The sequence below is a fragment of the Paenarthrobacter sp. NPDC092416 genome (assembly GCF_044755025.1).
In the GTDB taxonomy this organism is placed as follows: Bacteria; Actinomycetota; Actinomycetes; order Actinomycetales; family Micrococcaceae; genus Arthrobacter.
Map to the genome: position 1 here is coordinate 508,400 of NZ_JBIVQG010000002.1, position 23,989 is coordinate 532,388.

16 protein-coding genes are annotated in these 23,989 nt (G+C 64.6%); 4 read left to right on the forward strand and 12 right to left on the reverse strand.

Going from position 1 to position 23,989, the window contains the following annotated elements:
- Nucleotides 1-73 precede the first annotated feature (73 nt).
- The 4 genes from ACIQC5_RS06495 to nirB all read right to left on the reverse strand — a co-directional run bounded on the left by ACIQC5_RS06495 (nt 74) and on the right by nirB (nt 7,013).
- Complete coding sequence (locus tag ACIQC5_RS06495) at nt 74-2,050, reverse strand: amino acid transporter (protein WP_400279656.1); 1,977 nt, start codon at nt 2,048-2,050, stop codon at nt 74-76.
- Between the two features lie 134 nt (nt 2,051-2,184).
- The gene (locus ACIQC5_RS06500; RefSeq protein ID WP_400279659.1) at nt 2,185-3,342 is read right to left on the reverse strand and encodes a uroporphyrinogen-III synthase; all 1,158 of its coding nucleotides are present in this window, start codon (nt 3,340-3,342) and stop codon (nt 2,185-2,187) included.
- Between the two features lie 10 nt (nt 3,343-3,352).
- Nucleotides 3,353-4,387, reverse strand: coding sequence for a uroporphyrinogen-III C-methyltransferase (cobA, locus tag ACIQC5_RS06505; RefSeq protein WP_400279662.1), 1,035 nt, complete (start codon nt 4,385-4,387; stop codon nt 3,353-3,355).
- A gap of 13 nt (nt 4,388-4,400) precedes the next feature.
- On the reverse strand, nt 4,401-7,013 hold the full coding sequence (gene nirB / locus ACIQC5_RS06510; RefSeq protein WP_400279665.1) for a nitrite reductase large subunit NirB: 2,613 nt from the start codon (nt 7,011-7,013) through the stop codon (nt 4,401-4,403).
- Nucleotides 7,014-7,294: 281 nt separating this feature from the next.
- On the opposite strand from nirB, the gene nirD reads away from it, so the two are divergent.
- The gene (nirD, locus tag ACIQC5_RS06515; protein WP_400279667.1) at nt 7,295-7,660 is read left to right on the forward strand and encodes a nitrite reductase small subunit NirD; all 366 of its coding nucleotides are present in this window, start codon (nt 7,295-7,297) and stop codon (nt 7,658-7,660) included.
- A gap of 19 nt (nt 7,661-7,679) precedes the next feature.
- On the opposite strand, the gene ACIQC5_RS06520 is transcribed toward nirD, so the two are convergent.
- The 3 genes from ACIQC5_RS06520 to ACIQC5_RS06530 all read right to left on the reverse strand — a co-directional run bounded on the left by ACIQC5_RS06520 (nt 7,680) and on the right by ACIQC5_RS06530 (nt 12,857).
- Nucleotides 7,680-9,425 carry a phospho-sugar mutase gene (locus ACIQC5_RS06520; protein ID WP_400279669.1) on the reverse strand — a complete coding sequence of 582 codons (1,746 nt, stop codon included), beginning with the start codon at nt 9,423-9,425 and terminating at the stop codon, nt 7,680-7,682.
- Between the two features lie 99 nt (nt 9,426-9,524).
- Entirely contained in the window at nt 9,525-11,144 is a 1,620-nt protein-coding gene (locus ACIQC5_RS06525) for a glycoside hydrolase family 32 protein (RefSeq protein ID WP_400279672.1), read from the reverse strand.
- A gap of 111 nt (nt 11,145-11,255) precedes the next feature.
- A complete protein-coding gene (locus ACIQC5_RS06530) occupies nt 11,256-12,857 on the reverse strand; it encodes a glycoside hydrolase family 68 protein (RefSeq protein WP_400279675.1) in 1,602 nt (533 codons plus the stop codon).
- Between the two features lie 579 nt (nt 12,858-13,436).
- Here ACIQC5_RS06530 and ACIQC5_RS06535 point away from each other — a divergent pair.
- Together ACIQC5_RS06535 and ACIQC5_RS06540 are read left to right on the forward strand one after the other, a co-directional pair.
- Nucleotides 13,437-14,102, forward strand: a complete 666-nt coding sequence (locus ACIQC5_RS06535) for a sigma factor-like helix-turn-helix DNA-binding protein (protein WP_400279678.1) — start codon at nt 13,437-13,439, stop codon at nt 14,100-14,102.
- The gene (locus tag ACIQC5_RS06540; RefSeq protein WP_400279681.1) at nt 14,099-15,391 is read left to right on the forward strand and encodes an Ig-like domain-containing protein; all 1,293 of its coding nucleotides are present in this window, start codon (nt 14,099-14,101) and stop codon (nt 15,389-15,391) included. The genes ACIQC5_RS06535 and ACIQC5_RS06540 overlap by 4 nt, the downstream gene beginning before the upstream one ends.
- A gap of 56 nt (nt 15,392-15,447) precedes the next feature.
- On the opposite strand, the gene ACIQC5_RS06545 is transcribed toward ACIQC5_RS06540, so the two are convergent.
- Nucleotides 15,448-16,248: a purine-nucleoside phosphorylase gene (locus tag ACIQC5_RS06545; protein ID WP_400280156.1), complete on the reverse strand. Its 801-nt coding sequence runs from the start codon at nt 16,246-16,248 to the stop codon at nt 15,448-15,450.
- Between the two features lie 188 nt (nt 16,249-16,436).
- Between ACIQC5_RS06545 and ACIQC5_RS06550 the strand changes: the two genes are divergently transcribed.
- Nucleotides 16,437-17,846, forward strand: coding sequence for an NAD(P)H-quinone dehydrogenase (locus tag ACIQC5_RS06550; protein ID WP_400279683.1), 1,410 nt, complete (start codon nt 16,437-16,439; stop codon nt 17,844-17,846).
- A gap of 86 nt (nt 17,847-17,932) precedes the next feature.
- On the opposite strand, the gene ACIQC5_RS06555 is transcribed toward ACIQC5_RS06550, so the two are convergent.
- From ACIQC5_RS06555 to ACIQC5_RS06570, 4 genes are all read right to left on the reverse strand, one after another.
- Entirely contained in the window at nt 17,933-18,664 is a 732-nt protein-coding gene (locus ACIQC5_RS06555) for an MBL fold metallo-hydrolase (protein WP_400279685.1), read from the reverse strand.
- Between the two features lie 105 nt (nt 18,665-18,769).
- Complete coding sequence (locus ACIQC5_RS06560; RefSeq protein ID WP_400279687.1) at nt 18,770-20,335, reverse strand: FAD-dependent oxidoreductase; 1,566 nt, start codon at nt 20,333-20,335, stop codon at nt 18,770-18,772.
- Complete coding sequence (locus tag ACIQC5_RS06565) at nt 20,332-22,548, reverse strand: molybdopterin oxidoreductase family protein (protein ID WP_400279689.1); 2,217 nt, start codon at nt 22,546-22,548, stop codon at nt 20,332-20,334. Before ACIQC5_RS06565 ends, ACIQC5_RS06560 begins: the two co-directional genes overlap by 4 nt.
- Complete coding sequence (locus ACIQC5_RS06570; protein WP_400279691.1) at nt 22,549-23,961, reverse strand: MFS transporter; 1,413 nt, start codon at nt 23,959-23,961, stop codon at nt 22,549-22,551. It abuts the gene before it with no gap.
- Nucleotides 23,962-23,989 lie beyond the last annotated feature (28 nt).

The window sequence follows — 23,989 nt, forward strand, 5'->3', positions numbered from 1 at the left end:
ATGCGTTCAGTGATTTTGACGGTCGCGTCGAGGGCTCGGCAGGAACACCGAGTGTGGTTCCGGTTTTGAAGGTTTAGCCGACGTGGACCCAAGGCCGGCGGGTGACGTCGGGCTCAGCTTCGCGGAGTACTTCCCGGGTGACGGGGGCAATTTCGCCTTCGCCCAGGAACAGGAACCTCAGGAGGTTGATGACGGGGTTGCCTTCGGTCCAGCGGAAGTAGATGTGGGGCATGATGCCGGTGACATCCCGGATGTGAAGCAGGACCGAGGCAATGGTGTTGGGCACGACAGGTCCGTGGACTTCCAGGATTTGGTGCCCGTGCCGGGTGATGCCGCGCACGAGCAGCTCGGTTTCGAAATCGGAGGAATCGTCCACGACCACCTCCAGGAAGAGGGGTTTTCCGACCACAGGCAGGTGGCTGACCTCCATGGCGGAGCGAACTTTGTCGCGGTAGGCCTCCGCCGTCATGCGCAGCGGTTCGTGGGCGATGATCCGGATGGGTCCGTCCCAGGTCTCCGAAATGAATCCCAAGGCTTCCTCGTCCAAGTGCACGCGGGTGGCGTGGAGTTCGAACGAGCGCCTGACCCGGGAGAGGAAGGACACCGCGATGATGCCGGCAATGAAGACAGCGGCGATGCGGATACCTTCGGGGCGTTCGATGATGTTGGCGATGGTGGTGTAAATGAACACGACGGCGATGATCCCGAACGCGATGGCGCGTTTGCGCTGCTTCCGTCGCCGGGCCGACAGGGTCACGGCAACGGCCGCTGACATCATCAGCACCAGCACACCGGTGGCGTACGCGCCGCCTTGGGCGTCGACGTCGGCGTCGAAAATCCAGGTGACAAGGAACCCGACCAGGGTGAAGACCAGCACGAGGGGGCGGACGGCTTTCGCCCACTCGGGGGCCATCCCGTACCGGGGCAGGTAGCGGGGGACCAAGTTCAGGAGACCGGCCATGGCGGAGGCGCCGGCGAACCAGAGGATGGCGATGGTGCTGATGTCATAAAAAGTGCCAAAGCCGTTGCCGAGGTATTCGTGGGCGATGAATGCCAGTGCTCGGCCGTTGGCCTGCCCGCCGGGCTGGAACTCGTGTTCGGGGATCAGGACGATGGTGGTGAAGCTCGTGGTGATCAGGAAGCTGGACATGATCACGGCGGCGGTTGTCAGCAGCCGGCGTGTTCCTTGGATGCGTCCGATGGGATGTGTTTCGGTGTCGCCGTCCTTGCCGCGGACTTGCGGCATGACCGCGACGCCGGTTTCAAAGCCTGATAGACCGAGCGCCAGCTTGGGGAACACGATCAGGGCGATGCCGACGGCAATCAGCGGGTTCCCATGGGAAGTCGTCAGGGCCAACCACCAGTTGTTGACCGCGACCGGGTGTGTAAGGGCTTCGAAGGTGGAGACGGACACGACGACGACGTTAAGGCTCAGGTAGAGGGCAACAAGGGCGACGGCGACCCCGATGGCTTCCTTGAAACCGCGGAGGAACACGGCGCCGAGCAATGCCAGGAGCAACAGGGTAACGGGCACCTGCTGGCCATGCAGCCAGTCCGGGACCAGCGGATTCTCGATGAAGTGCGCAGTGGCGTCCGCGGCCGAGAGGGTCATGGTGATTAGGAAGTCGGTCGCCGCGAAGCCCAGCAGAACCAGCACGAAAAGCTTCCCGCCCCATTTGGGAAGCAACCGTTCAAGCATCGCGATGGAGCCTTCACCGCGGTGGCTTTCGCCGGCTACCCTTCGGTACACCGGTAAGGCGCCCAACAGCGTGACAGCGACCAACACCAGTGTCGCCAGCGGTGAGATCACTCCGGCGGCCAGCGCGGCAATAGCCGGCTGGTAGCCGAGCGTGGAGAAATAGTCGACACCCGTCAGGCACATCACCTGCCACCAAGGGTGCTTCCTTGCATGGACGTCGGACACCGCGCCGGGGCCTTGATGGGTGCCTTTGCTGTCCTGAAGGCCGAAGAGCAGCCAGCTCCTGAACCGGGAACCTGGGCCCTGACGGGCGGCGGTTGGATCAGCCGGGGGCCGGCTCATCGTGGTCATGGGTGCTTCCTTCGTGCGGCGCACTTGGCTGTTCTCAGCTTGAAGATAGCACCGGCGGGCCCACACGATGCCGGTATGGCGGTGATCTTGACGGTTCCTTTACGCCCCACCGGGGCACGGCAAATCGCCAAGAACTAGGCGCGCAGCCGGTAACCCCGCTTCACCACCGTTTCCACGAGCTTGCCGTCGGGAAGTGCGGAGCGGAGCCTGCTGACCGTCATGTCAAGGGCGTGCACGGAACCGCGGAGATCCAGCAGGTCCGAGAGCGCTTCGCGGGACAGCACGGCACCGCCGGCTCCGAGCAAGGCCCGGAGCAACAGCAGCGGAGCCGGAGCCAGCTCCACGACGTCGCCGTTGATTCGCAGGCAGCGGCCACGCAGCTCGATCGTTGCCGTCTTGGTTTCGAGGCGGCGCACATGGTTCAACGAAAGGTGCTCGGTCACCAGGCGAATCAGCGCGCCCATGCGGTAACGGTCGGGGATCAGCGGCGTCAGCCCGGCGTCGACCAGTGGCTGTGCTGTGACAGGCCCCACGGCGGCAACCGTCACCGGGCCTTTGAGGGCTTCGATGAGCTGGCGGTACAGGCCCATTTCGTGGGCCGTGCTCCACATGGCGTCCACAGCGGGGGCGCTGGTGAACGTCAGGACGTCCAGGTTGCCGCTGCACACGGCCTCGATCAGGCGCGGCAGCTTGTCCTCACCGTCAGGCTTCACCCAGCGGTACGGCGTCACAGTCAGGACGGTGGCGCCGGACATGCGCAGTCGCTCCAACTGGCGGACGTCGGTGTACCCGTGCAGCTGCACGGCTACGGTCTTGCCCCGCACACCTTCGGTGAGCAGCATATCCACGAGTGTCGCTGTGGTTTCGTCGCTGCTGATGCCGACGTCGGCAAGGCCGGCCGCGCGGACGGCGCCTCGGGCTTTGGGGCCGCGAACGAACATGCGGCAGGCTGAGAGGGTCTCCAGGAGTTGCTCGCCGATGCCAAAGGAGTCGGCGGCCTCGCACCAGCGTCGCATACCGTATGCGGTAGTGGCGATGCAGATGTCCGGTTTGGCGGCGATGATGGCACGGGTGTCCTCAATGAGGACCACATCCTCCTGCACCGGGGCGATCTTCAAAGCGGGGGCGTGAAGCACGCTCGCACCGCGGCGTTCCAAGGCCTCGATGAGGTCCCTGGAACGGCGGTGCGAGGTCACGCCAATGCGGAATCCATCCAAGGGCGCTTCGGCGGCTTCGGAAACGCCCGGAGCGGCTACGGCGTCCTGGATTTCGAGGGCACGTGCAACAGTCATTGGTTTACCTTCAGGCTTCAAGGAGCGAAGCCGCGAGTCGGCTCAGTTCAGCGGATGCTTCGGCATGATTACGGTTGGCTTCAGCCACCCTGACCACCTCGCCGATGACCAGTACGGCCGGGTTGCTGCATCCAGTAGCTGCCGTTTCGATCGTACCGAGGTCTGCGATGGTAGTGCGCTGGCCGGGGCGGTAGCCGCGTTCGACGACTGCCATCGGCATGTCTGCGTTCATGCCGGCGCGGCGAAGGCCTGCGGCCAGTTGGGGCAGGGTTCCGATGCCCATGAGGACAACGATCGTGCCGCCGAGTCCGGCCAGGTGCGTGTGCTCCTTCTCGGTGAGCGGAGCGTGACCGGAGACCACAGTGAACATGTGGCTTACCTCGCGGTGGGTCACGGGGATGCCTGCCGCCGCGGGAACGGAGATGGCGCTGGTGACACCGGAAATGACGCGCACAGGTACGCCGGCAGCAACACACGCTGCCACTTCTTCGCCGCCGCGGCCAAATACATACGGGTCACCGCCCTTGAGCCGGACCACGTTCTTGCCCCGCAGTGCGGCCTCCACCATGAACTTCTCGATGTCCCGCTGGGTCACCTTATGGTGACCGGGCTGCTTTCCGACGTCGACCAGATCCGCCGACGTCAGGGCGGCCAGTTCCTGGTAGGGAGCCAGACGGTCGTAGAACACGACGTCGGCATCCCGCAGTGCGTTCACGGCACCGACTGTCAGCAAATCCAGGGCGCCGGGCCCGCCGCCCACCAATGTCACATGGCCTTCGGCGCCAGCTGCCGGTTCATGGGCAACCGGGATGCCGGCCTCGCGGCAACGGTCCACCAACGGCTCCCAGCCGGTGGCGCCGTCGTCGACCACTGCCACCAGGAAAGGACGCTCGGGGAGCGGCCCGTCCTCCCGCACACCCTCGGGGGTGCTGAGCCGGTACACGGTGGCGCCGGCGCTCTGGTAGCGGCGGACGGCCTGGCGGGCGGCCAGGTCCGATCCGGTGACGAGGACGTCGCGGCCTGTGAGATCAATGGTGAGCTGCATGTGTAACCCCTGGTTATTCGCTGCGGACCGGGATGGTGGAGGCGATGAGCACGCCGCCCTTTTCTTCGTTCGTGGCGGGGCGGATCTGCCCACGCTCCGGAACGAAGGAGATGGACTCGTCCTTCTGGTTGGGCGCGTTGACGAAGGAACGGAAGCGGCGGAGGCGCTCCGGGTCCTTGAGGGTCTCTGCCCATTCGTCCTCGTAGGTGTCGATGTGCTTGGCCATGGCGGCTTCAAGCTCCTCGGCGATACCCAGGGAATCGTGGACCACTACTTCCTCGACGTGCTTGATGTCGCCGTCGAGTTCTTCCTGCCAGCGTGCGGTGCGCTGCAGGCGGTCTGCGGTCCGGATGTAGTACATCAGGTAGCGGTCGATGTACTTCAGCAGGGTCTCGTCATCCAGGTCCTTGGCGAGCAGCTTCGCGTGCGCCGGAGTGGCACCGCCGTTGCCGCCCACGTACAGGTTCCAGCCGTCAGCCGTGGCGATGACGCCAACGTCCTTACCGCGGGCTTCGGCGCATTCGCGGGCACAACCGGAAACGCCCATCTTCAGCTTGTGCGGGCTGCGGAGGCCGCGGTATCGCAGCTCCAGGGCGATGGCCATGGCCACCGAATCCTGGACACCGAAGCGGCACCACGTAGATCCAACACAGGACTTCACCGTGCGCAGGCTCTTACCGTAGGCCTGTCCGGACTCGAAACCGGCGTCCACCAGTTCCTTCCAGATATCCGGCAGCTGCTCCAGGCGGGCACCGAACATATCGATGCGCTGGCCGCCGGTGATCTTGGTGTACAGGTTGTACTTCTCGGCGACGGCTGCAATAACACCAAGGCCCTTGGGTGTGATCTCACCGCCGGCGATGCGGGGAACCACCGAGTAGGTGCCGTCCTTCTGCATGTTCGCCAGGGCGCGGTCGTTGGTGTCCTGCAGTGAGCCACGTCCGGAGTCCAGGACGTAGGCGGAGTGCTGGCTGGCAAGGATGGAGGCAATGGTCGGCTTGCAGATGTCGCAACCGGCGCCGGTACCGTACTTGGCCATGATGTCTTCGAACGAGGTGAGTTCCAGGACGCGGATGGCGTCGAAGAGTTCCTGGCGGGACAGGCTGATGTGCTCACAGAGGGCCTTGGAGACCTCGATGCCGGACTTGGTCAGTTCGCCTTCCAGGAGCTTCTTGAGCATCGGGACACAGGAACCACACTGGGTACCTGCACGGGTGCAACCCTTGAGTTCGCCGAGTTCCTGAACCGGGGCATTGCCGTCGCATGCGCCACAGCCGTTGATGGCGTCGCGGATGGTTCCGGCGGCCACGTTGTTGCAGGAGCAAAGGATTGCGTCGTCCGGAAGTTCGGTTTCCGGTGCTTCGCCGCCGCCGGCAGCACTCAAGTAAGCGCCGGGCTCAGCCGGGAGTTCGCGGCCCAGAAGCGGGCGCAGGCTCATGTAAGGGGAAGCGTCGCCCACGAAGATGCCACCCAGGAGGGTCTTGGCGTCGTCGGTGGTGACGATCTTCTGGTAGACGCCACGGGCGGGGTCGGCGTAGACGATTTCCAAGGAGTGCTCGGTCTTGGCGAAGGCGTCACCGAAGCTGGCAACGTCAACGCCCGAAAGCTTGAGCTTGGTAGCTGTATCGAAGCCAGGGAACGTTGCCTCGCCGCCGTGCAAGCGGTCCGCCACGATCTCGGCCATGGTGTTGGCCGGCGCAACAAGGCCCAGGCACATGCCGCCGTAGTTGGCGACTTCACCGATTGCCCAGATGCCGTCCACCTCGGTGGCGCAGAAGTCATTGATGACCACGCCGCCGCGCTGGCCCAGGCTGAAGATCTGCTCTTCGCCCTCAGCGGCGCGGAAGAGGTCGTCGCGGGGCTTGACGCCGATGGCTACGATCACGATGTCGGCGTCGATGGTGCGGCCGTCGGCCATGAGGACTCCGGTCACGTTGCCGTCGTCGTCCGTCACAACCTCGGAGGGGAAGACGCCGCCGTGGACTTCAAAGCCCTTGGCCTCGATCAGGCGGCCAAGCGCCTGGCCTGCACCCTCATCCAGCTGGGTGTTCATCAGCCACGGGGAGCCGTTGATGACGATCGGCGTGGCCCCCAGCAGCTCCGTGCCGGCCGCGGACTCGAGGCCGAGCAGGCCACCACCAATGGTGACTGCGTTGACCTTGCGGCCAAGCTTTTCGGTGAGCTCGGCGATTGCCTTGTTGATGGCCCAGACGTCTTCGAGCGTCCGGTAAACGTGGGTGTGCTCGGATCCGGGGATGGGGAGGCGGGCTGCGTCCGAACCCGACGCGACCACCAGGTGGTCGTATTCGTACTTGTTGCCGGCGGCCGTGAGGACGCTCTTGGCAACGGAGTCAATCTTGACAGCGCGCTCGCCGGTCTTCAGCGTCAGGGCCTCGTGGTCCCACATGGCGGCGTCGCCCAAGGTGAGGTCAACATCGGTTTCCGTCAGGGCCTTGCTCAATGCCACGCGGTCGTAGGGGAGGTGTGCTTCCTCGGTGAGCACCGTAACCTGCCAGCCTTCAAGACCGCGGTTGAACATGGCGTCGGCGAAACGGTGGGCCGCAGGGCCGCCTCCGACGACGACGATGCGGCGCGGGTTCTCTGTACTTGAAGTGTGTCCGGTCACTGGTGGGCCTTTCGCAAATGTTGCAGACGGATCTCCGCAACTTGTAAATCCAGCGTACGGACGGGCAGTTTCGCTTCAGTTTCCCTTTTGTTTCGTGATCTTAACTTCTGCATCACGAACGCATTTCGCGTGGTGTGAGGTCTCTTTTACGAACTGGACACAATCCCGGACTCCCCATGAAACACCCGCGTCTTAGCGTGGAGGAGTGGCCGCAAGCGTGGCCCGGTCCGGGGGATTGACGGTGGAAGTACCAGCACCCGGACACAGTGAGAGGGGCTGAAATGACCGTAATTCTGGACCGTGCCGAAGAGCTGACCACTACTGCTGCCGCCTGGCACCGTGTGTGCCTGGAGGACGAACTTGAGCTCGCCTGGGGCGAAGCGGCACTGATCGAGGGCCGTCAGGTGGCGCTGTTCCGCACCGCCCCCGGTGAGGTTTACGCCGTCGCACAGCAGGACCCGGCGACGCTGGCCAACGTCATGGCCCGTGGCATCATCGGATCCCGCGGCAGCCGGCCGACCATTGCATCGCCGCTGCACAAAGAGGTCTACGACCTCGAAACCGGTGAGTGCTTTACGCACCCCGAACTCAAGCTCGCAGCCTTCGCCACCCGTTTGGTGGATGGCTACATCGAGGTTGAACTCTAAAGCCCGCTAAACCTGGTAGCTACAAGCCCAACGCTTCGCGGACATCCCTGAGGACTTCATCCAGGGATGTCCGTGCTGCTTGGCGCGCAGTGGAAAGCTCCGCTGCGGATTCCACAGGCTGGATGACTTCGAGATAGCACTTGAGCTTTGGCTCCGTGCCGCTGGGCCGGATGATCACGCGGCTCTGGTCACGGGTGAGGTACAAAAGCCCGTCCGTGGGCGGCAGCTGTTCGCTGCCTTCGGCAAGATCGGTGAAGACCTCGACGGCGGAGCCTCCGAACGCTTCGGGAGGGTTGACCCGCAGGCGGTTCATCATCGCGTCCAGCAGGCCCAGATCGGCCACTCGGATGCTCAACTGGTCACTGGCGTGCAGCCCGTGCACCAGGTAGAGCTCGTCCAGGGTATCGAAGATTGTTTTCCCGTCGGCCTTCGCCGCGGCCGCGAGCTCGGCGATCAGCACTGCCGCTGAGATGCCGTCCTTGTCCCGGACCAGATCCGGGGCCACACAGTAACCCAGCGCTTCCTCGTAGCCGTAGACCAAGCCGGGGACGCGGGAAATCCACTTGAACCCGGTGAGGGTTTCCTCATGGGCATATCCTGCTGCAGCGGCGATGCGTGAGAGCAGCCGTGAGGACACGATCGAGTTGGCGAAGACGCCCGCACGGGGCTCCTCACCGGCGTCGAACGCCAAACGCGAGACGATGTGCGCGCCAAGCAGGGCACCTACTTCGTCGCCGCGCAGCATCCGCCACGCACCGGTGGCGGGGTCAAAAGCAGCAACCGCGGCCCGGTCGGCGTCGGGGTCGTTGGCCAAAACAATGTCAGCATCCAAGCTGCCGGCTGCCTCCAACGCCAGGTCCAGCGCGCCGGGTTCCTCCGGGTTGGGGAACGCGACCGTGGGAAAGTCGGGGTCCGGTTCGGCCTGCTCAGCCACCAGCGTCACGTCGGTAAACCCGGCAGCATTGAGCACGGCAACGGCAGTCCCGCCGCCGACGCCGTGCATGGGAGTGAGGACAATTTTCAGGTCACGGGCCGGGAAATGTTCCCGGTCCACGAGCCCGGCCATGGCCGCCTGGTAGTCAGTGGCGATGGATCCCGGCAGGACAGTCCAGCCGGATTCCGCGAGCTCAATCGAATTCAGGGCGCCGACGGCGTCGATCTTGGCCGCGATCTGCTCGTCGTACGGGGCCACGATCTGCGAGCCCCTACCGCTTTCGGTCACCGCATGGCGCCCCAAATACACCTTGTAGCCGTTGTCTTGGGGTGGATTGTGGCTGGCCGTGACCATCACGCCGCCGTCGCAATCCAGAACCCGGACCGCGTAGGCGAGCAACGGCGTCGGAAGCGCCGCTGGCATCAGGAACGTCTCAATCCCGGCGGCGGTGAAGATCGCCGCGGTCTCTTCCGCGAAGATGTCCGAGTTGTACCGGGCGTCATACCCGACGACGGCGCGCGGCCGGGTACCCGGGGCAGCCGCGGCCACTGTTTCGGTGAGGAAGTCCGCCAGGCCTGCCGCTGCCCGGCGCACGACGACGCGGTTCATCCGGTTGGGACCGGGGCCGAGCGCGGCGCGCAGGCCTGCGGTGCCGAATTGCAAGGTGCCATTGAAGCTGTCCGCAAGCTGCTGCGCCGCGCCGGCGTCGCCTCCGCTCGCGTGGCCGGCCAGCTCAAGGAGGGCAGCCGAAGTGGCCGGATCCGGGTCTTGGGCGGCCCACTGGTGGGCGTCACTGATCAGCTGCTCAAATGCGGCATCGCTTGATGTCATAGTGACAAACTATCCTCATTGCCCACGTCAAGGGCAACGCGGGGTCAGATATGGCCCATAAATCTGGTCGCAATGGGCCGTATCTGACCCCGCGTTGCTTCAGAGCGCGCGGGACCGCACCGTGAATTCGGTGTCGCCGTCCATGCTGAACACTGCCGATCCCGTGTTGTCCCACGCCGGGAAGAACGTGTCCGAAATAACTGCGGCACCGTCCTGCGCGAAGACTTCCACGGACGACGAATCGAGGAGGATCCGGAGCCGGACCGTGTTCCCGTTGCCTTCGGCCGGGACCGCAACCTGGTGGTACGGGCTGAATTTCTCGGAGAAGTTCGTGGTTCCGGCGTTCGAGCGGTCCACCTTTACCGTCCGGGTGTCCCTGTTATAGGAGACACGCAGTCCGGAGCTGCCGTCGGCCGCCTGGCGGAGCAGAATCCCGGCCTCGCGTGCGGTGGTGAGCTTCATTTCGACGTCCATCAGCTGCGTGCGGCCAGCGAAATCACCTCCCAGATCCTGCAGGGATGAACCGACGGTGAGGTTTTTGCTTTTTTCCTCACCTGTGGAGCCCATGGCGTTGAGGGCTGCGGCAGCGATGGCGGAGCGCAATTCAAGCCGCTTTTCGCCGCGCACCAGCGTGAGTTCGCGGGGGATGGCCATTGAACCTCGCCACGGGGTGGTGGGCACGTGCTGGGCGTAGTCCCAGTTACCCATCCAACCCAACAGCACAGGTTTCCCGCCGGGGGCGTTGGAGAGGGAGTTGGCGGCGTAGTAGTCAGCGCCGTGATCGAGCCATTGCGACTCACTTAGCGGCGCATCCGGAGCTGCCGCGTTCTCGGCGGTGAAACGGGTCCCGTCGAATTCGCCCACAAAGTACTGCATGCCCGAACCACCGGCGATGCCGCCAGGATTGATGCTGAGGAGCATCACCCATTTCTTGGCAGTTGAGTCCTCTACGTCCATCTGGATCAGCTCAGGAACTTCCCAGAGCCCGCCTTGAGCGCCGACACCGGAGAAATCGCTGAGGAATTCCCAACGGAGCAGGTCTGTGGACTTGAACATCTTGACCACTTGGGCATCGGCCACCACGGTGGTCATGACCCAGTAGCGGCCCGGCTCGTACCACGTGATCTTGGGGTCGCGGAAGTTGTTGTTGGTGGGTGTCAGGTTCAGGACAGGGTTGCCGTGGTACTTATGCCAGCTTGTCCCCTGATCCAGGCTGAATGCCACCGATTGTGCCTGGGCGCCTTGGTGGAGGGCGCCGTTCTTGCCATACGCGCTCGTGTACAAGGCCACCATGGGTGGGTTCTGGGCGGTGCCCAGACCGGAGGCATTGTTCTTGTCCATCACGATCGAACCGGAGAAGATCTCCTCGTCAACGCTGGCTTCCATGGCCACGGGATGCTCTTCCCAGTGCACAAGGTCGGTGCTGGTGGAGTGCCCCCAGGACATGTTGCCCCACGAGTTTCCGCGCGGGTTGTACTGGTAGAACGCGTGGTAAGTCCCGTTGTCGTAGACCAGGCCGTTGGGATCGTTGAGCCAGTTCTTGCTCGCTGTCAGGTGGACGGCGGGGCGCCAAGGGTCCGAAGCGGAAGGCCGGTTGCCAGCAAGTGTGGGGACCGGCGTCGGGCCGGCTGTGCAGGAGGCTGCGGAAAAGGCGACGACGACGGCGGCACTTACCGCCAGCAACTGGCGGCGGGAAAGGTGGGGGCTGGGGAAAGTCATGGGGAAATCCTGGGGGGTTGGGGGTTAGCGGGAGCACCCGGTGCCTATGGCTTGCCGTTCTGACGGCTGCCGGGCACTCCCGCCGTGGCCTGTCGGCCGGGGTACTACTGCCTACTTGTAGAGGCCTTCGCCACCAACGCGGACGTTGGTGGGCAGGTAGCCGAACGGGCCGAGGCCGTTCTGCCCGAAGCTGCGGTCAACCTGCGTGACGCCACCCTTGAAGTTCATCTTCACAGTGGGGGACAGGGAGCCGCCGCGGACGCCGTCCACGTTGTCGATGAACGACTGGACGAGCCCGCCGGGCTGCACGTAGTGCGAGTAGGCCTGGAACTGACGGCCGTTCTGGCGCGGGTCCGGGCCCTCCGGGGCGTTGGCCGGCATGTTCAGGTCCGTGGGGGAGCCCAGTGCCAGGCCGCTGTTGTTGACCGGCTGGTAGTCCGAACGAATACCGTCGCCGACGAAGCCGTAGACGCCGTCAGGACCGCGCATGCCGTCCGCATAGGTGAACTGGTGGCTGATGGTGAACAGGTAGTACTTGTTCTTACCGTTTTCGTTCTGGATGAAGATCTGCGGACGTTCAGTCTGGTCGTTGACGCAGTTGGCGGACAGGATCGGGGGCAGGAAGCTCCACTTGGTCAGGTCCTTGTTGTCTGCCACGGCCAGGCCCACGTTGGCGGTCTGGAACCAAGAGCCGGTGGTGGTGTTGACCTGGTCGAGGGTCTCGGCGTTGGGATCGCCCGGACGGTAGCCCAGGTCTTCCTGCTTGCACTTGTACTCACCGCGTGTGCCGCCGGTGTTGCCCTCGAAGACCATGAACGTCTTTCCGGGGTGTGCCGGGTCCTCGAAGGTGTACGGGTCACGGAACGCGAAACCGGGGTTCTGGGCCTTGTTCTGGTACAGCTTTCCATCCGGCTCGAGGAGCTTGGTGTGCTGGAAGCCGTCGAAGGTCACGCCGTTCTGGTTGGCGTGGATGTTGCCCAGGGCCTTGGCGATCACAGCGTCCGGTGCGATTCCGCCGCCGCCGGCGTTGCGCTCGGCAACGTCGTAGAACGTGGTGCCGGTGTAGAAGACGTTGATCTTGTTGCCCTGCATGAGGCGCGTGGAGCCGGACCACTCGGTGTTGCCGATTGAGGTGTTGTCCAGGAACAGGTGTCCGCCGTAGTTCCACTTGTCCTTGGCCGGATCGGCGTTGGTTTTGCGGAAGAAATACCCGATCCGGGCGTTCCAGTGGCGCTGGTCGAAGCCGTAGCCTGCGTGCCGGTCAGCGACCAGGGAGAAGATGACGTCCCAGCCCTTGTAGCTGATCTGGTTCGAGTGCTCGTCCGTCAGGGACCAGGTGTCCCAGACCCAGACGTCGTCATTCATGGCCGGGAAGTCTTTGGGGATTTCCGGCATGGTGACGTTGGGGCTCATGGAGTTCTGGCCGGCTGCAACGTTGGGGTTGCTTTGCGCCATGATCTGCTTGGCGTCGGCGCGGGTCCACTTGGAGGTGAAGTTCGCTGCCGGGTCAAATGCCTGCTGCGTATGGACGGTCGGCAGCGGGAAACCGGGCGTGGGTGCCGGCATGGTGCTCGACGGCGGGTCGGCCGGCAAGTTTGCCTGCGCTGCCGGCGTGACCAGCAGGATGGTTCCGGCCACGCTGGCGGCGGCTGCGATTGCTACAGCCTGCCGCAGACGGCGACGTGGCCGTTGGGGGATTGAGTGAGTGCTCATGCTTGCTCTTCTCGCGGAGTGTTGGACTTCGTGGAGTGGGGCGCATGCCCTGGTGCCCTGTTGTGGGCTTCTCTACTCCGGCGTCCAGCGATGCGCTCGTGGCGTCATCGAGGGACGCCATCGTATCGAGGACGGTGAAGCCTTTATGGGGCTCCACCGCAGTGGCTCCGGCACGTCGACTTGCCGGGGCGCTTTCCAAGCTACGCATGGCGCAGGGGACAAATCAAAGAGCATTTCGGACGCCTTTTCGGGATGTCAGACATTTATGTGCAAGCGTTTACATTTTCACCACGCGCGCGTGCCATCCGGCTGCCCAAAGGTCAAATATTTCGGCATAAAGCAGACTTATTCTGAGAATTTACTGTGCGTTTACTTTGGCGGCATGTGACTTGACGGGGGCCGGGCTGTGGCGTATTCCCTCGCCCAATCAGGGGTCGGCGCATGTCGCCATGAGGGCTGAATGAAGCATGTTTTGTCCCCTGGTGGGGAGCTTCAAACGTCCAATCGATGGACGTAAACTGTGATAGCGAACCGGCCTGCGAAATGAACCGGGCCCGCCATCTTGTGAGCTGGTGCAGCATGTGTGAGATACCGAAGCGGCGTTGGCGCTCTTCCATCACTCCGCTGCGGCTCGTTGTCACCGTCATCGCCGTTGGCGCCATCGCCGTCGGGTGGCTCCTTCCCGATCTCTTGTCCGCCCTGCCGGTGGGTGCCGGCCTGCTGACACTGGCGGTGGCGGTCCTGATGCCAGCCGTCCGGGAGATCGAATTTGGCCTGTCGCCCAACATCAAACTCTCACCCGCGCTCAAGGACCGCCAAGCCGAGCTCCGCAGCGTTTTTGAGCAGCAAAAGGGCTACTTGGAGTACTGTGCCCACCTGTTGTGCGAAGACCCTGAGACCGCCCAACAATTGCTCGAAGCGGCCTGGTCCCAAGCGACGACTGACTGGAAAGGGCCCGTCACACCTCAACTGCGCATGTACACACTTTGCGTGTTCGTGCAATTGCTGAAGCAACACGAACGCTGGTTCCCGCCACCGCCACGCAAGCGGGGCAAACTCGGCCAGAATCCACTGGCGGCACTGCCGCTTGAGGAGCGCACCGCCGTCGTACTTCATGAGTTCGCCAACCTGACGGTCGCCGAGATTGCCGGCATGACCGAGCAAGCGGTCACTGCGGTGGGAAAGGCTCTGGCGCACGCCGAGTCCACCACGGCACGCTTCTCCCTGGAAAAGGGCAAGCCGTGAGGGAGGACGTGCGGCAGCGCATCCATGCGGAAGCGGTCTACCGTGTGCAGGCATATCCGGCCGACATGGACCGTGCCTTGTCGGCAGGAATGTCGACTGTCCGGCGTCGCCTCCTGCGAACGTGGGTGGTGGCGATCGTAGCCGCCATAGCTTTGACGGCTGCGTTCGTGGTGGCGCGCGTGCTGCTCTCGGAGGGTCCGGCGACGCTGCAATCGATCGCCGTCACTTCCCCGGCCCAGTCTCTCCACCCGGGCACAACCGTGGAACTCTCTGCTGTGGGGACGTACAGCGATGGAGCCCGACTGGTCCTGCGCGAGCGGGTTGTTTGGGCCTCGGACAACCAGGCCGTTGCCGTAGTGACGCCAGAAGGCATGGTGACGGCGGCAGGGACTGGCGCGGCGGGCCTGACAGCAACGCTCGACGGCGTGTCCGGGCGCTTTGATCTCTCGGTCACCATCCAAGGCAGTGCGACCCTGACCGCACTGAAGATCAATCCGTCCGAGGCGGCTATGGATCCGGGCGGGAAGCTCCAACTCATCGCCGAAGGAACCTACAGCGACGGTTCCTTGGGCAAGCTCAATGTCACAGCCCTCTGGGCGTCCAGCAACCCCGGCATTGCTGCCGTGGACGGCGACGGGATGGTCACGGCCACCAAGGCGGGCACTGCGACGATCTCGGCCGCAGAAAGCGGGTTGCAAGGAACATCGGTCATCACCGTGACCGTTCCGCCGCCGGCGAAAGTAACCGGATTGTCGATCGATCCGGGCGAACTGACCATCAAACAAGGACGGACTGCCCAGCTTGCCGCAATCGCCGCTTACAGCGACGGGACGAGCAAAGCGGTCACCAATGCCACTTGGTCCGCGGGCTCCTCGAAGGTGGCCACCGTGAGTGCTTCGGGACTCGTGACGGCGCAAACCGTGGGCCAAGTGGCCATCGAAGCCACGCACGTGGACAGTGACGGGAAAGCGTGGAAAGCAACATCAAAGGTGACCGTAGAGCACGTGGTCACGAGCGTCGTCGTAGCTCCCGCCGGGCCACACGTTCTGGACGTCGGACAGACAGTTCAGCTCAAGGCCACCGTCACGTATAGCGACGGCAAAGCCGGCAACGCAAGCGTGGTGTGGGCGTCCAGCCGGCCCATCTTCGCTGCCGTGAGCGCAAGCGGGCTGGTACGCGGGGCAGTCCAGGGCACAGCGGTTGTCACAGCCACCGCGGACGGGGTATCGAGCAACCAAGTCCGGGTGACTGTGGGGCCGCTGGCGCCCAGCCCTGGGCCGGTGGGTTAACCAGCGCCGGTGGGTTAAACCAGCTCCCATGGGTTAACCAGCGGGAGCCCGGCAGGCTACAGCTTGGCGATGATCTCGGCGAGGAGCTTGGAGATGCGCTTGCCTGCGGTCTGGCCTGCCTCGATGACCTCGGCGTGGCTCAGTGGGACCGGGCTGATGCCCGCGGCGAGGTTGGTGACCAGTGAGATGCCGAAGACCTCCATGCCGGCGTGGCGACCTGCGATCGCTTCCAAGGCGGTGGACATGCCCACCAGGTCCGCGCCGATGCGCTTGGCGTATTGGACCTCGGCCGGTGTCTCGTAGTGCGGGCCCGTGAACTGGGCGTAGACGCCTTCCTGCAGGGTGGGGTCCACCTCGCGGGCCAGGGCGCGGATGCGGGAAGAGTAGAGGTCCGTGAGGTCAACGAATGTTGCGCCCTCGAGCGGCGAGGCTGCGGTGAGGTTGATGTGGTCGCTGATGAGTACCGGGGTTCCTGGGGTCCAGTCCTCGTTGAGTCCGCCGCAGCCGTTGGTGACCACCAGGGTCTTGCAGCCGGCCGCAGCTGCGGTGCGCACTCCGTGCACCACGGACCTGACGCCCTTGCCCTCGTAGTAGTGCGTCCTGGCGCCCAGGACGAGCGCCCGCTTTCCTTCTTTGGTGAGCACCGATCGAATGGTGCCCACATGCCCCACCACCGCGGGTGCATGGAATCCAGGAACCTCTGACGCGGTCAGGGTGGCCGTGGTTTCGCCGATGAGGTCGGCGGCTTCGCCCCAGCCCGAACCCAGGACCAGGGCGACATCGTGGGACTCGACGCCGGTCTCTGCAGCAATGTAGTCAGCAGCGGCCTTGGCGGCTTCGAAAGGGTCTGTGTTCATCAGCTCTGTGTTACTCACTGGTACAAGCTACCCTGCGTCCGCGGCAAATGAACAGGGAAACGCACGACGGCGGCAGGGGCGGTCAGCGGGCACGTTCCGGCACGTGCGGCGCGCGTCGGTCCGGCCGGGGACCGGGTGAGGCTTGGCTGAGTGGCAGGAGGACGTGCAATAGGCGAGAATTGAGAATTGTGACCACCCAAGTTGACTTCAGTTCCCCACGAATCGCGATCCTGGGGGGTGGTCCCGGAGGATATGAAGCCGCCATGGTGGCTGCCTCGCTCGGTGCACGCGTCACCATCGTCGAACGGGCAGGCCTCGGCGGCTCGGCCGTCCTGACCGACGTCGTGCCTTCCAAAACCCTTATTGCCACCGCAGACCTGATGACCCGCGTTGGTGAGGCGGACGAGCTGGGAGTGAAGTTCGACGTCGACGGCGGTGACTCCACGCCGCGCGCCGACCTCAAACACATCAACAACCGCGTGCTTGAACTGGCGCATGAACAGTCCAACGACATCCGGGCCGGACTGGAGCACCAGGGCGTCGAAATCGTGATCGGTTCGGGCCGGTTGCTGGACAGCAACACCATCGAGGTCCTCACCATCGACGGCACGCGCACCATCGAGGCAGACGCCATCCTGCTGGCCGTCGGCGCGCACCCGCGTGAACTGCCCACCGCGAAGCCCGATGGCGAACGCATCCTCAACTGGGCCCAGATCTACAACCTTGACGAACTTCCCGAAGAACTGATCGTGGTGGGTTCCGGTGTCACCGGCGCGGAGTTCGCTTCTGCCTACAACGGCCTGGGTTCCAAGGTCACCCTGATCTCCAGCCGTGACCAGGTTCTTCCCGGCGAGGACACGGACGCCGCCAAACTGCTGGAAGGCGTCTTCGAACGCCGCGGCGTGCGCGTCTTGTCCCGTTCACGTGCGGAGGCCGTTGAGCGGACTGACGACGGCGTGAAGGTCACCTTGGGTGACGGCTCCGTGGTCACCGGCTCGCACTGCCTCGTCTGCGTTGGCTCCATCCCCAACACGGCGGGAATCGGTCTGGAGGAGGCCGGAGTCGCCGTACAGGAGTCCGGTCACATCAAGGTTGACGGTGTTTCCCGCACCACAGCCCCCAACATTTACGCTGCCGGCGACTGCACAGGCGTTTTCGCGCTTGCCTCCGTTGCCGCCATGCAGGGCCGCATCGCGATTGCACACTTCATGGGCGACGGCGTGAAACCGCTCAAGCTCAACCAGGTGGCATCGAACATCTTCACCTCCCCGGAAATTGCCTCCGTGGGCGTTTCCGAGGCTGATCTGGCCTCCGGAAAGTACCAGGGCGACGTCGTGATGCTGTCCCTGCTCAGCAACGCCCGCGCCAAGATGCGCAACACCAAGGACGGCTTCGTCAAGATCATCGCCCGCAAGGGCTCCGGCACCGTGATCGGTGGTGTGGTGGTGGGGCCGAACGCCTCCGAGCTGATCTTCCCGATCTCCGTGGCGGTGACGCAGAAGCTGCACGTGGACGACGTCGCGAGCACTTTCACGGTGTACCCGTCGCTGACTGGGTCCATCTCCGAGGCTGCACGCCGCCTTCACGTGCACATGTAGCTCCGTTCATGCGGCGCCCGTTTCGATGGCTCGCTGCGCACCATGCCGTTCGCACGGCACTCCGCGCAGCGAGCCATCGAAACGGGCTAGCTACGTAGCTCGGCGATGGCTTCGGGCAGGGGCATCTGCAGCGCGGGGCCGTGCCCGGGGAGGATCACGTTGGCTTGGAAGGTACGCAGTGAGCGTGCCGCTGCCAGGGCCGCCTCCGGGTCCGCGTGGTACATCCGGTGCAGCATCTGCGGTCCGGATTGTGTGCTGATCGGGTGTCCGCTGACGAAAGTGTCGCCCACGGCAATGGCCCCGGCGTGCGGTAGCAGCAGGGCGACGTTGCCTGGAGTGTGTCCGGGCAGCAGGATCGCTTGGGGCTGGCCTGGTAACGCCCGTAGCTGGTCTTCGTCCCAGGCCTGGGCGCCGGTTGCGGGCTCAGCTTGCAGGGCCTTTGCTTTGATGACGTGGACCATCCAGCGGAACACTCGGGGTCGCCAAGCCCTCACCAGCACTTGTCCGAACGTCACCTGGTGCTTCTCTTTGCCCTGAACGTGGGCAAGTTCCTCGGGGGAGCACAGGATCGGTGTGCCGAAGGTCCGCGAGAAATAGGCTGCCGATCCCGTGTGATCCACGTGGCCGTGCGTGATGAGCATGGCCTTGGCGTCGGCCGGATCCAGGCCCAGTTGGCGCACGGAGTCCAGGACCAGCTCACGGTCGGCTGGATAACCGCCGTCGATCAGCATGAAGCCTGAGCCGTCCCGCACAATGATCCAGTTGGAGGCGGGTCCTTCGACAAAGAAGATGCCGGGCGCCGGCTCTGTACGTTTCACCCGAGAAGTCTATGTGCCCGTTTCGATGGCTTGCTGCAGGCTGTGCCGCGCGCACGGCCTGGTGCGCAGCTAGTCATCGAATCGGTGCACAGGGGTTATGCGGCCTCAGGCGGCAGCCGCTTGGAAATGTTTTTCGATGATCCCCTTGATGTCCTCGTGGCATCCCCCGCAGCCCGTTCCGGCACGGGTGGCCTTGGAGACCTCTGCGACGGTGCTGCAGCCCTCCACCACGGAATCCTCAATGCTGGCCGCGCTCACCCCTGCGCAGCGGCACACTGTCCGCTGGGGATCGTTGCTGTTGGCGCTCCCGGAGTCCAGCTGGTCCGGTCCATCGAGGCGGAGCAGGAGCGAGCGGTCGGCAGGCAGTTCCGAGGAACGTTCGAACAGGACCACCAACTCGGCAGCAGTCCGCGGCATGCCCACGGCTACCAAGCCCTCCAGAACGCCGTCGCGCGTGGTCATTTTGACGTAGCGGCCGTGCTCGGGGTCTGCCCATTGCGAGATCTGCCGCCGTGCGCGTCCGTTCATTGCGCCGGCTGTCAGGACTTCCTCGTCCCACGGATCAGCTTGGTTGTCCCCGGCGACGGCGAGGTTGATTCCGCGTGCCTTCAGGACCACTACGCCGGGCTTTTCCTTGGGCAGTGCCTCCAGTGCATCAGCCGCCTCCTGGCCATCGCGTGCCAGGACAATCAGGTACTCGGCCAGCCATTCAGCCTGCCTCCAGCCGGGTCCTACCAGTCCTGACGGCCCACCAGCAGTTCGGCAGTCGATGCAGTTGGCGTCCGGGCACCGAACCTCGGCACAGTCACCAATCGCGAACATGTGCGGCTCGTGGTAGGTCCGGAGGTGGTGGTCCACCAGGATCCCGGCAGCAGTGGGAAGGCCGCAACCCTCGGCCAGTTCGATCCTGGGCCTGACACCGCACGAGAGGACCAGCAAGTCGCCGTCGATCGCGGAGCCGTCATCAAGCAGCAACGCAGAAAAGCTGCCGTCCGGGCCCGACGTTTCAATGCCCGTGGAGCGCGCGTTGCCGGCCATCCGTACACCGCCTGCCCGCAGGCTGTTGGTGAGTACTGATCCGCTGCCACGGTCGATGCTGCGGCCCAGGGGAAACGGGCCGTTGTGGACCACAGTGGTTTGGGCGCCTTCTTCGGATGCCGCAAGGGCCGTCTCCAAACCGAGCACGCCACCACCGAGGACCACCACGCGCTTACCGCCAGCTACCGCCGAACGGAGCACCGAAGCATCGCGCAGGTCGCGGAGGGCCGTCACCCCGGCAGGCAGGACCGGGCTGGCAGGATCCGGGTTCAGGCCAGTGAGGTTGGGGATGACAGGACGCGATCCGGTGGCGAACACCAAGCGGTCATAGTGTTCTGTTGTGCTGTCCGAGAGGACCACGTTCTGGCGTGCACGGTCGATCCTCCTGACCTTGACACCCAAGCGGACTTCCACGCCGTCGGCTTCCAGCTCGGACGTGTCAGCCATGGACAAAGCCTCGGCAGTGGTGCGGCCGACACCGAGCTCAGCCACCATCACGCGGTTATATGCGGCTTCGGCTTCCTGCCCCACCACCAGCAACTGCACGAGTCCAGTACGGACCGCGGGGAGCAGTTCATCCACCAGCCGCGCGGCGACCGGCCCGAATCCAACTACAACAATGCGCTCGCTCATGATGCCTCCTTGACGTGCAGTGGCAGTCCGCCGGCGGGTACGGCGGTTGGGGCCGCTGAAACCTGCGTGGAGACTGCTCGCCGGACCCATACCCGGCTGGTCTTGAATTCCGGCATGCCGGAGATGGGGTCTGTGGCCGCCTCAGTGAGGCGGTTCGCGCTTTCCTGGCCCGGGAAGTGGAAAGGCAGGAAAACGGTGTCAGTGCGGACTGAGTTGCTCAGTTCCGCTCGGCAGAGGACCTCGCCGCGCTCGTTGGTCACCGTTGCGTAGTCGCCGTCGGCAATACCCTTGGCTGCGGCCGTGGCGGGGTGGATCAGGAGGCGTGCCTGCGGCTGGGATGCCATCAGTTCGCTGACGCGGCGGGTCTGCGCGCCGGACTGGTAGTGCTCCAGGAGACGTCCTGTGGCCAGTGCCAATGAATCGTCGGCGAAGCTCCGGAGCGCTCGCTTGGACGGCGTCACCGGGACCAGGACGGCACGTCCATCAGCGTGGGCGAATCCGTCGGTGAACAGTCGCGGGGTGCCCGTGCTGCCCACGGGGAACGGCCAGTAGGCGGCGTCTCCGCGGTCCAACATGGCGTAGTCGATGCCCGAGTAGTCGGCCAGACCGCCTGCGGAAGCCAGCCGAAGCTCCTCGAAAACAGTCTCCGGATCATCGCTGAATGTCGAGGGTGCTTCCAGCAGTTCCGCAAGCCGGGCCATGAGCCACAGCTCGCTGCGGACACCAGGCGGAGGGGTCAGAGCGCGGCGCCGGCGGATCACGCGGCCCTCGAGGTTGGTCAGCGTGCCTTCTTCCTCGGCCCACTGTGTCACGGGGAGCACCAGATCGGCTTCGACTGCCGTCTCGGACATGAAGAAGTCGCACACCACCAGGAAATCAAGGCTGCGCAGGCCTTTGATGACCGCGCTGGCGTCCGGCGCCGACACCGCCACATTGGCGCCATGCACGAAAAGGCAGCGAACGCCGTCGGGCTGTCCCAAGGACTTGAGAAGTTCGACGGCGGGCAGGCCGGCTCCGGGGATCAGCGACTCATCCACTCCCCAGACGCGTGCGACGTGGGCGCGTGCGGCGGGGTCGGTGATCTTGCGGTAGCCCGGAAGCTGGTCGGCCTTCTGGCCGTGCTCGCGGCCGCCCTGACCGTTGCCCTGGCCGGTGAGCGTACCGTAGCCGCTGCGTGTCGAGCCAGGCAAACCAAGGATCAGGCTGAGGTTGATGGCCGCGGTTGCCGTGTCAGTGCCGTCGACGTGCTGTTCCACGCCACGGCCGCTGAGGATGTAGCTGCCGCCGCCGCGGGCTCCCTGGGCAAGGCGACGGGCAGTGTCGCGGATGAGGGTTGCCGGGACGCCGGTGATGGACTGGACACGCTCGGGCCAGAACGGGGCGAGGCTGCGGGCCACGCTGGCGTATCCGCGAGTGTTCGCCTCGATGTAGTCGGCATCGGCGAGACCCTCGTGGACCACCACATGGGTGATCCCGAGGATCAGGGCCAGATCCGTTCCGGGCGTCGGCTGGAGGTGGAGGCCACCGCCGTCGCCGGTAAACGCGGCCGTAGCCGAGCGGCGCGGGTCCACCACAATCAGACCGCCGGCGTCGCGCGCACCCTGAAGGTGCTGGACGAAGGGCGGCATGGTTTCGGCGACGTTGGAGCCAAGCAGCAGAATGACCGACGCCGAGTCGAGATCGGTGACAGGGAAAGGAAGGCCGCGGTCCACGCCGAACGCGCGGTTGCCCGCAGCTGCCGCGGAGGACATGCAGAAGCGGCCGTTGTAGTCGATGCGTGACGTGCGCAGGGCCAGCCGGGCGAACTTGCCGAGCAGGTAGGCCTTCTCGTTGGTGAGGCCGCCGCCGCCGAAGACACCGACGGCGTCGTTTCCATACTGCTCCTGGGTGTCCTTGACGGCCGCCGCGATGAGCATGAGGGCTTGGTCCCAGGAGATCGGCTGGTGGACGCCGTCGGATCCTTTGAGCATCGGCTCGGTGACCCGGCCGTTATGACGCAACAACGACGCCGATGTCCAGCCTTTGCGGCACAGCCCGCCCCGGTTGGTGGGGAAGTCGCGACCCGAAACCTCGAGTGGCACAGCGGGTGTGGCAGGGCTTGCCGGTTCTGCGGTGGGCGCGGGCACTGCCCCGGCTGCCGAGGCAGCCGGGGTCAGCGTCATGGCGCACTGGAGCGCGCAGTAGGGGCAGTGGGTATCGGCGCCGTTGGGCATCTAGATGTGTCCGATCGTGTTGCGCTTCTGGGCGGGGCGGATGTAGCAGGCCCAGCAGACGATGAGCATCAGGACGTAGGCTCCAACGAATCCGTAGAACGCCGGGGTGTAGGAGCCGCTGGTCGAGTTGGAGGCGTTGAGCACCTGGGGGATAACGAATCCGCCGTAGGCGCCGATCGCGGAGATCAGGCCGAGGGAGGACGAGGCCAGTCGGCCAGTGACAGCGCTGGTGGCACCGGAGCGTGCGGCCCGGCTGGACGTTGCGAAGATGACCGGGATCATTCGGTAGGTTGCGCCGTTGCCGAAGCCACTGGCCACGAAGAGGAAGAGGAACAGGGCCAGGAAGAGCCAGAAGTTCTTCAGCGGCAAGGTCCAGATCATGGTCAGCGTGATGACGGCCATGGAGGCGAACGACACGATGGTCATACGTGCTCCACCCATGCGGTCAGCCATGCGGCCACCGTACGGACGGGCCAGTGAACCGACCAGCGGGCCCAGGAAAGCGAGCGACAGGGCAACTGCGCCGACGTGGATGGAGGAGAAATCGGGGAAGTAGTCCTTGATCAGCTTCGGGAAGACACCGGCGAAGCCGATGAATGAACCGAAAGTGCCGATATACAAGAACGCCATGATCCACAAGTGCGGTTCTTTGAGGGCGGCCACGGATCCGGCCACATCACCCTTGGCGCTGGTGAGGTTGTTCATGTACTTCCAGGCACCGAAAGCGGCGATGAGGATGAGTGGAATCCAGATGATGCCGGCCATGGGCAGGTTGACCGTACCGGCTGCGAGGAGCGTAATGGCGATCGGAACAACAAGCTGTGCGACGGCGGCACCGAGGTTACCGCCGGCAGCGTTCAGCCCCAGTGCCCAACCCTTTTCGCGGGCCGGGTAGAAGAAGGTGATGTTGGCCATGGAGCTGGCGAAGTTGCCGCCACCGAAGCCTGCGAGTGCGGCGACCAGCAACATGACACCAAACGGTGTTTCCGGATTGGAAACGCAGATGGCGAGGCCGGTAGCGGGGATCAGGAGAAGCAGTGCGGAAACGATGGTCCAGTTACGGCCACCGAACTTCGGCACCATGAAGGTGTAGGGGATGCGGAGCGTTGCTCCGACGAGGGAGGGGATGGAGATGAGCCAGAAGATCTGGTTGGTATCGAACTTGAAGCCTGCTGCGGGGAGCTGGACGACCACGATGGACCAGAGCTGCCATACGACGAAACCGAGGAATTCGGCGAAGATCGACCAGTACAAATTGCGCTTGGCGATGGATCGGCCTTCGGCTTCCCACTGGCCCTTGTCTTCGGCATCCCAGTTGGCAATCCAGCGGCCGGGGCGGTGTTCAAGGGCGGGGGCGGCGGTGGCAGTGGACTGGACAGGGGCCAGTTCATCTGCGGTGCGGTCAACAGTCACGGAGTGCCTCCTTGGTGGGGACGTTGTT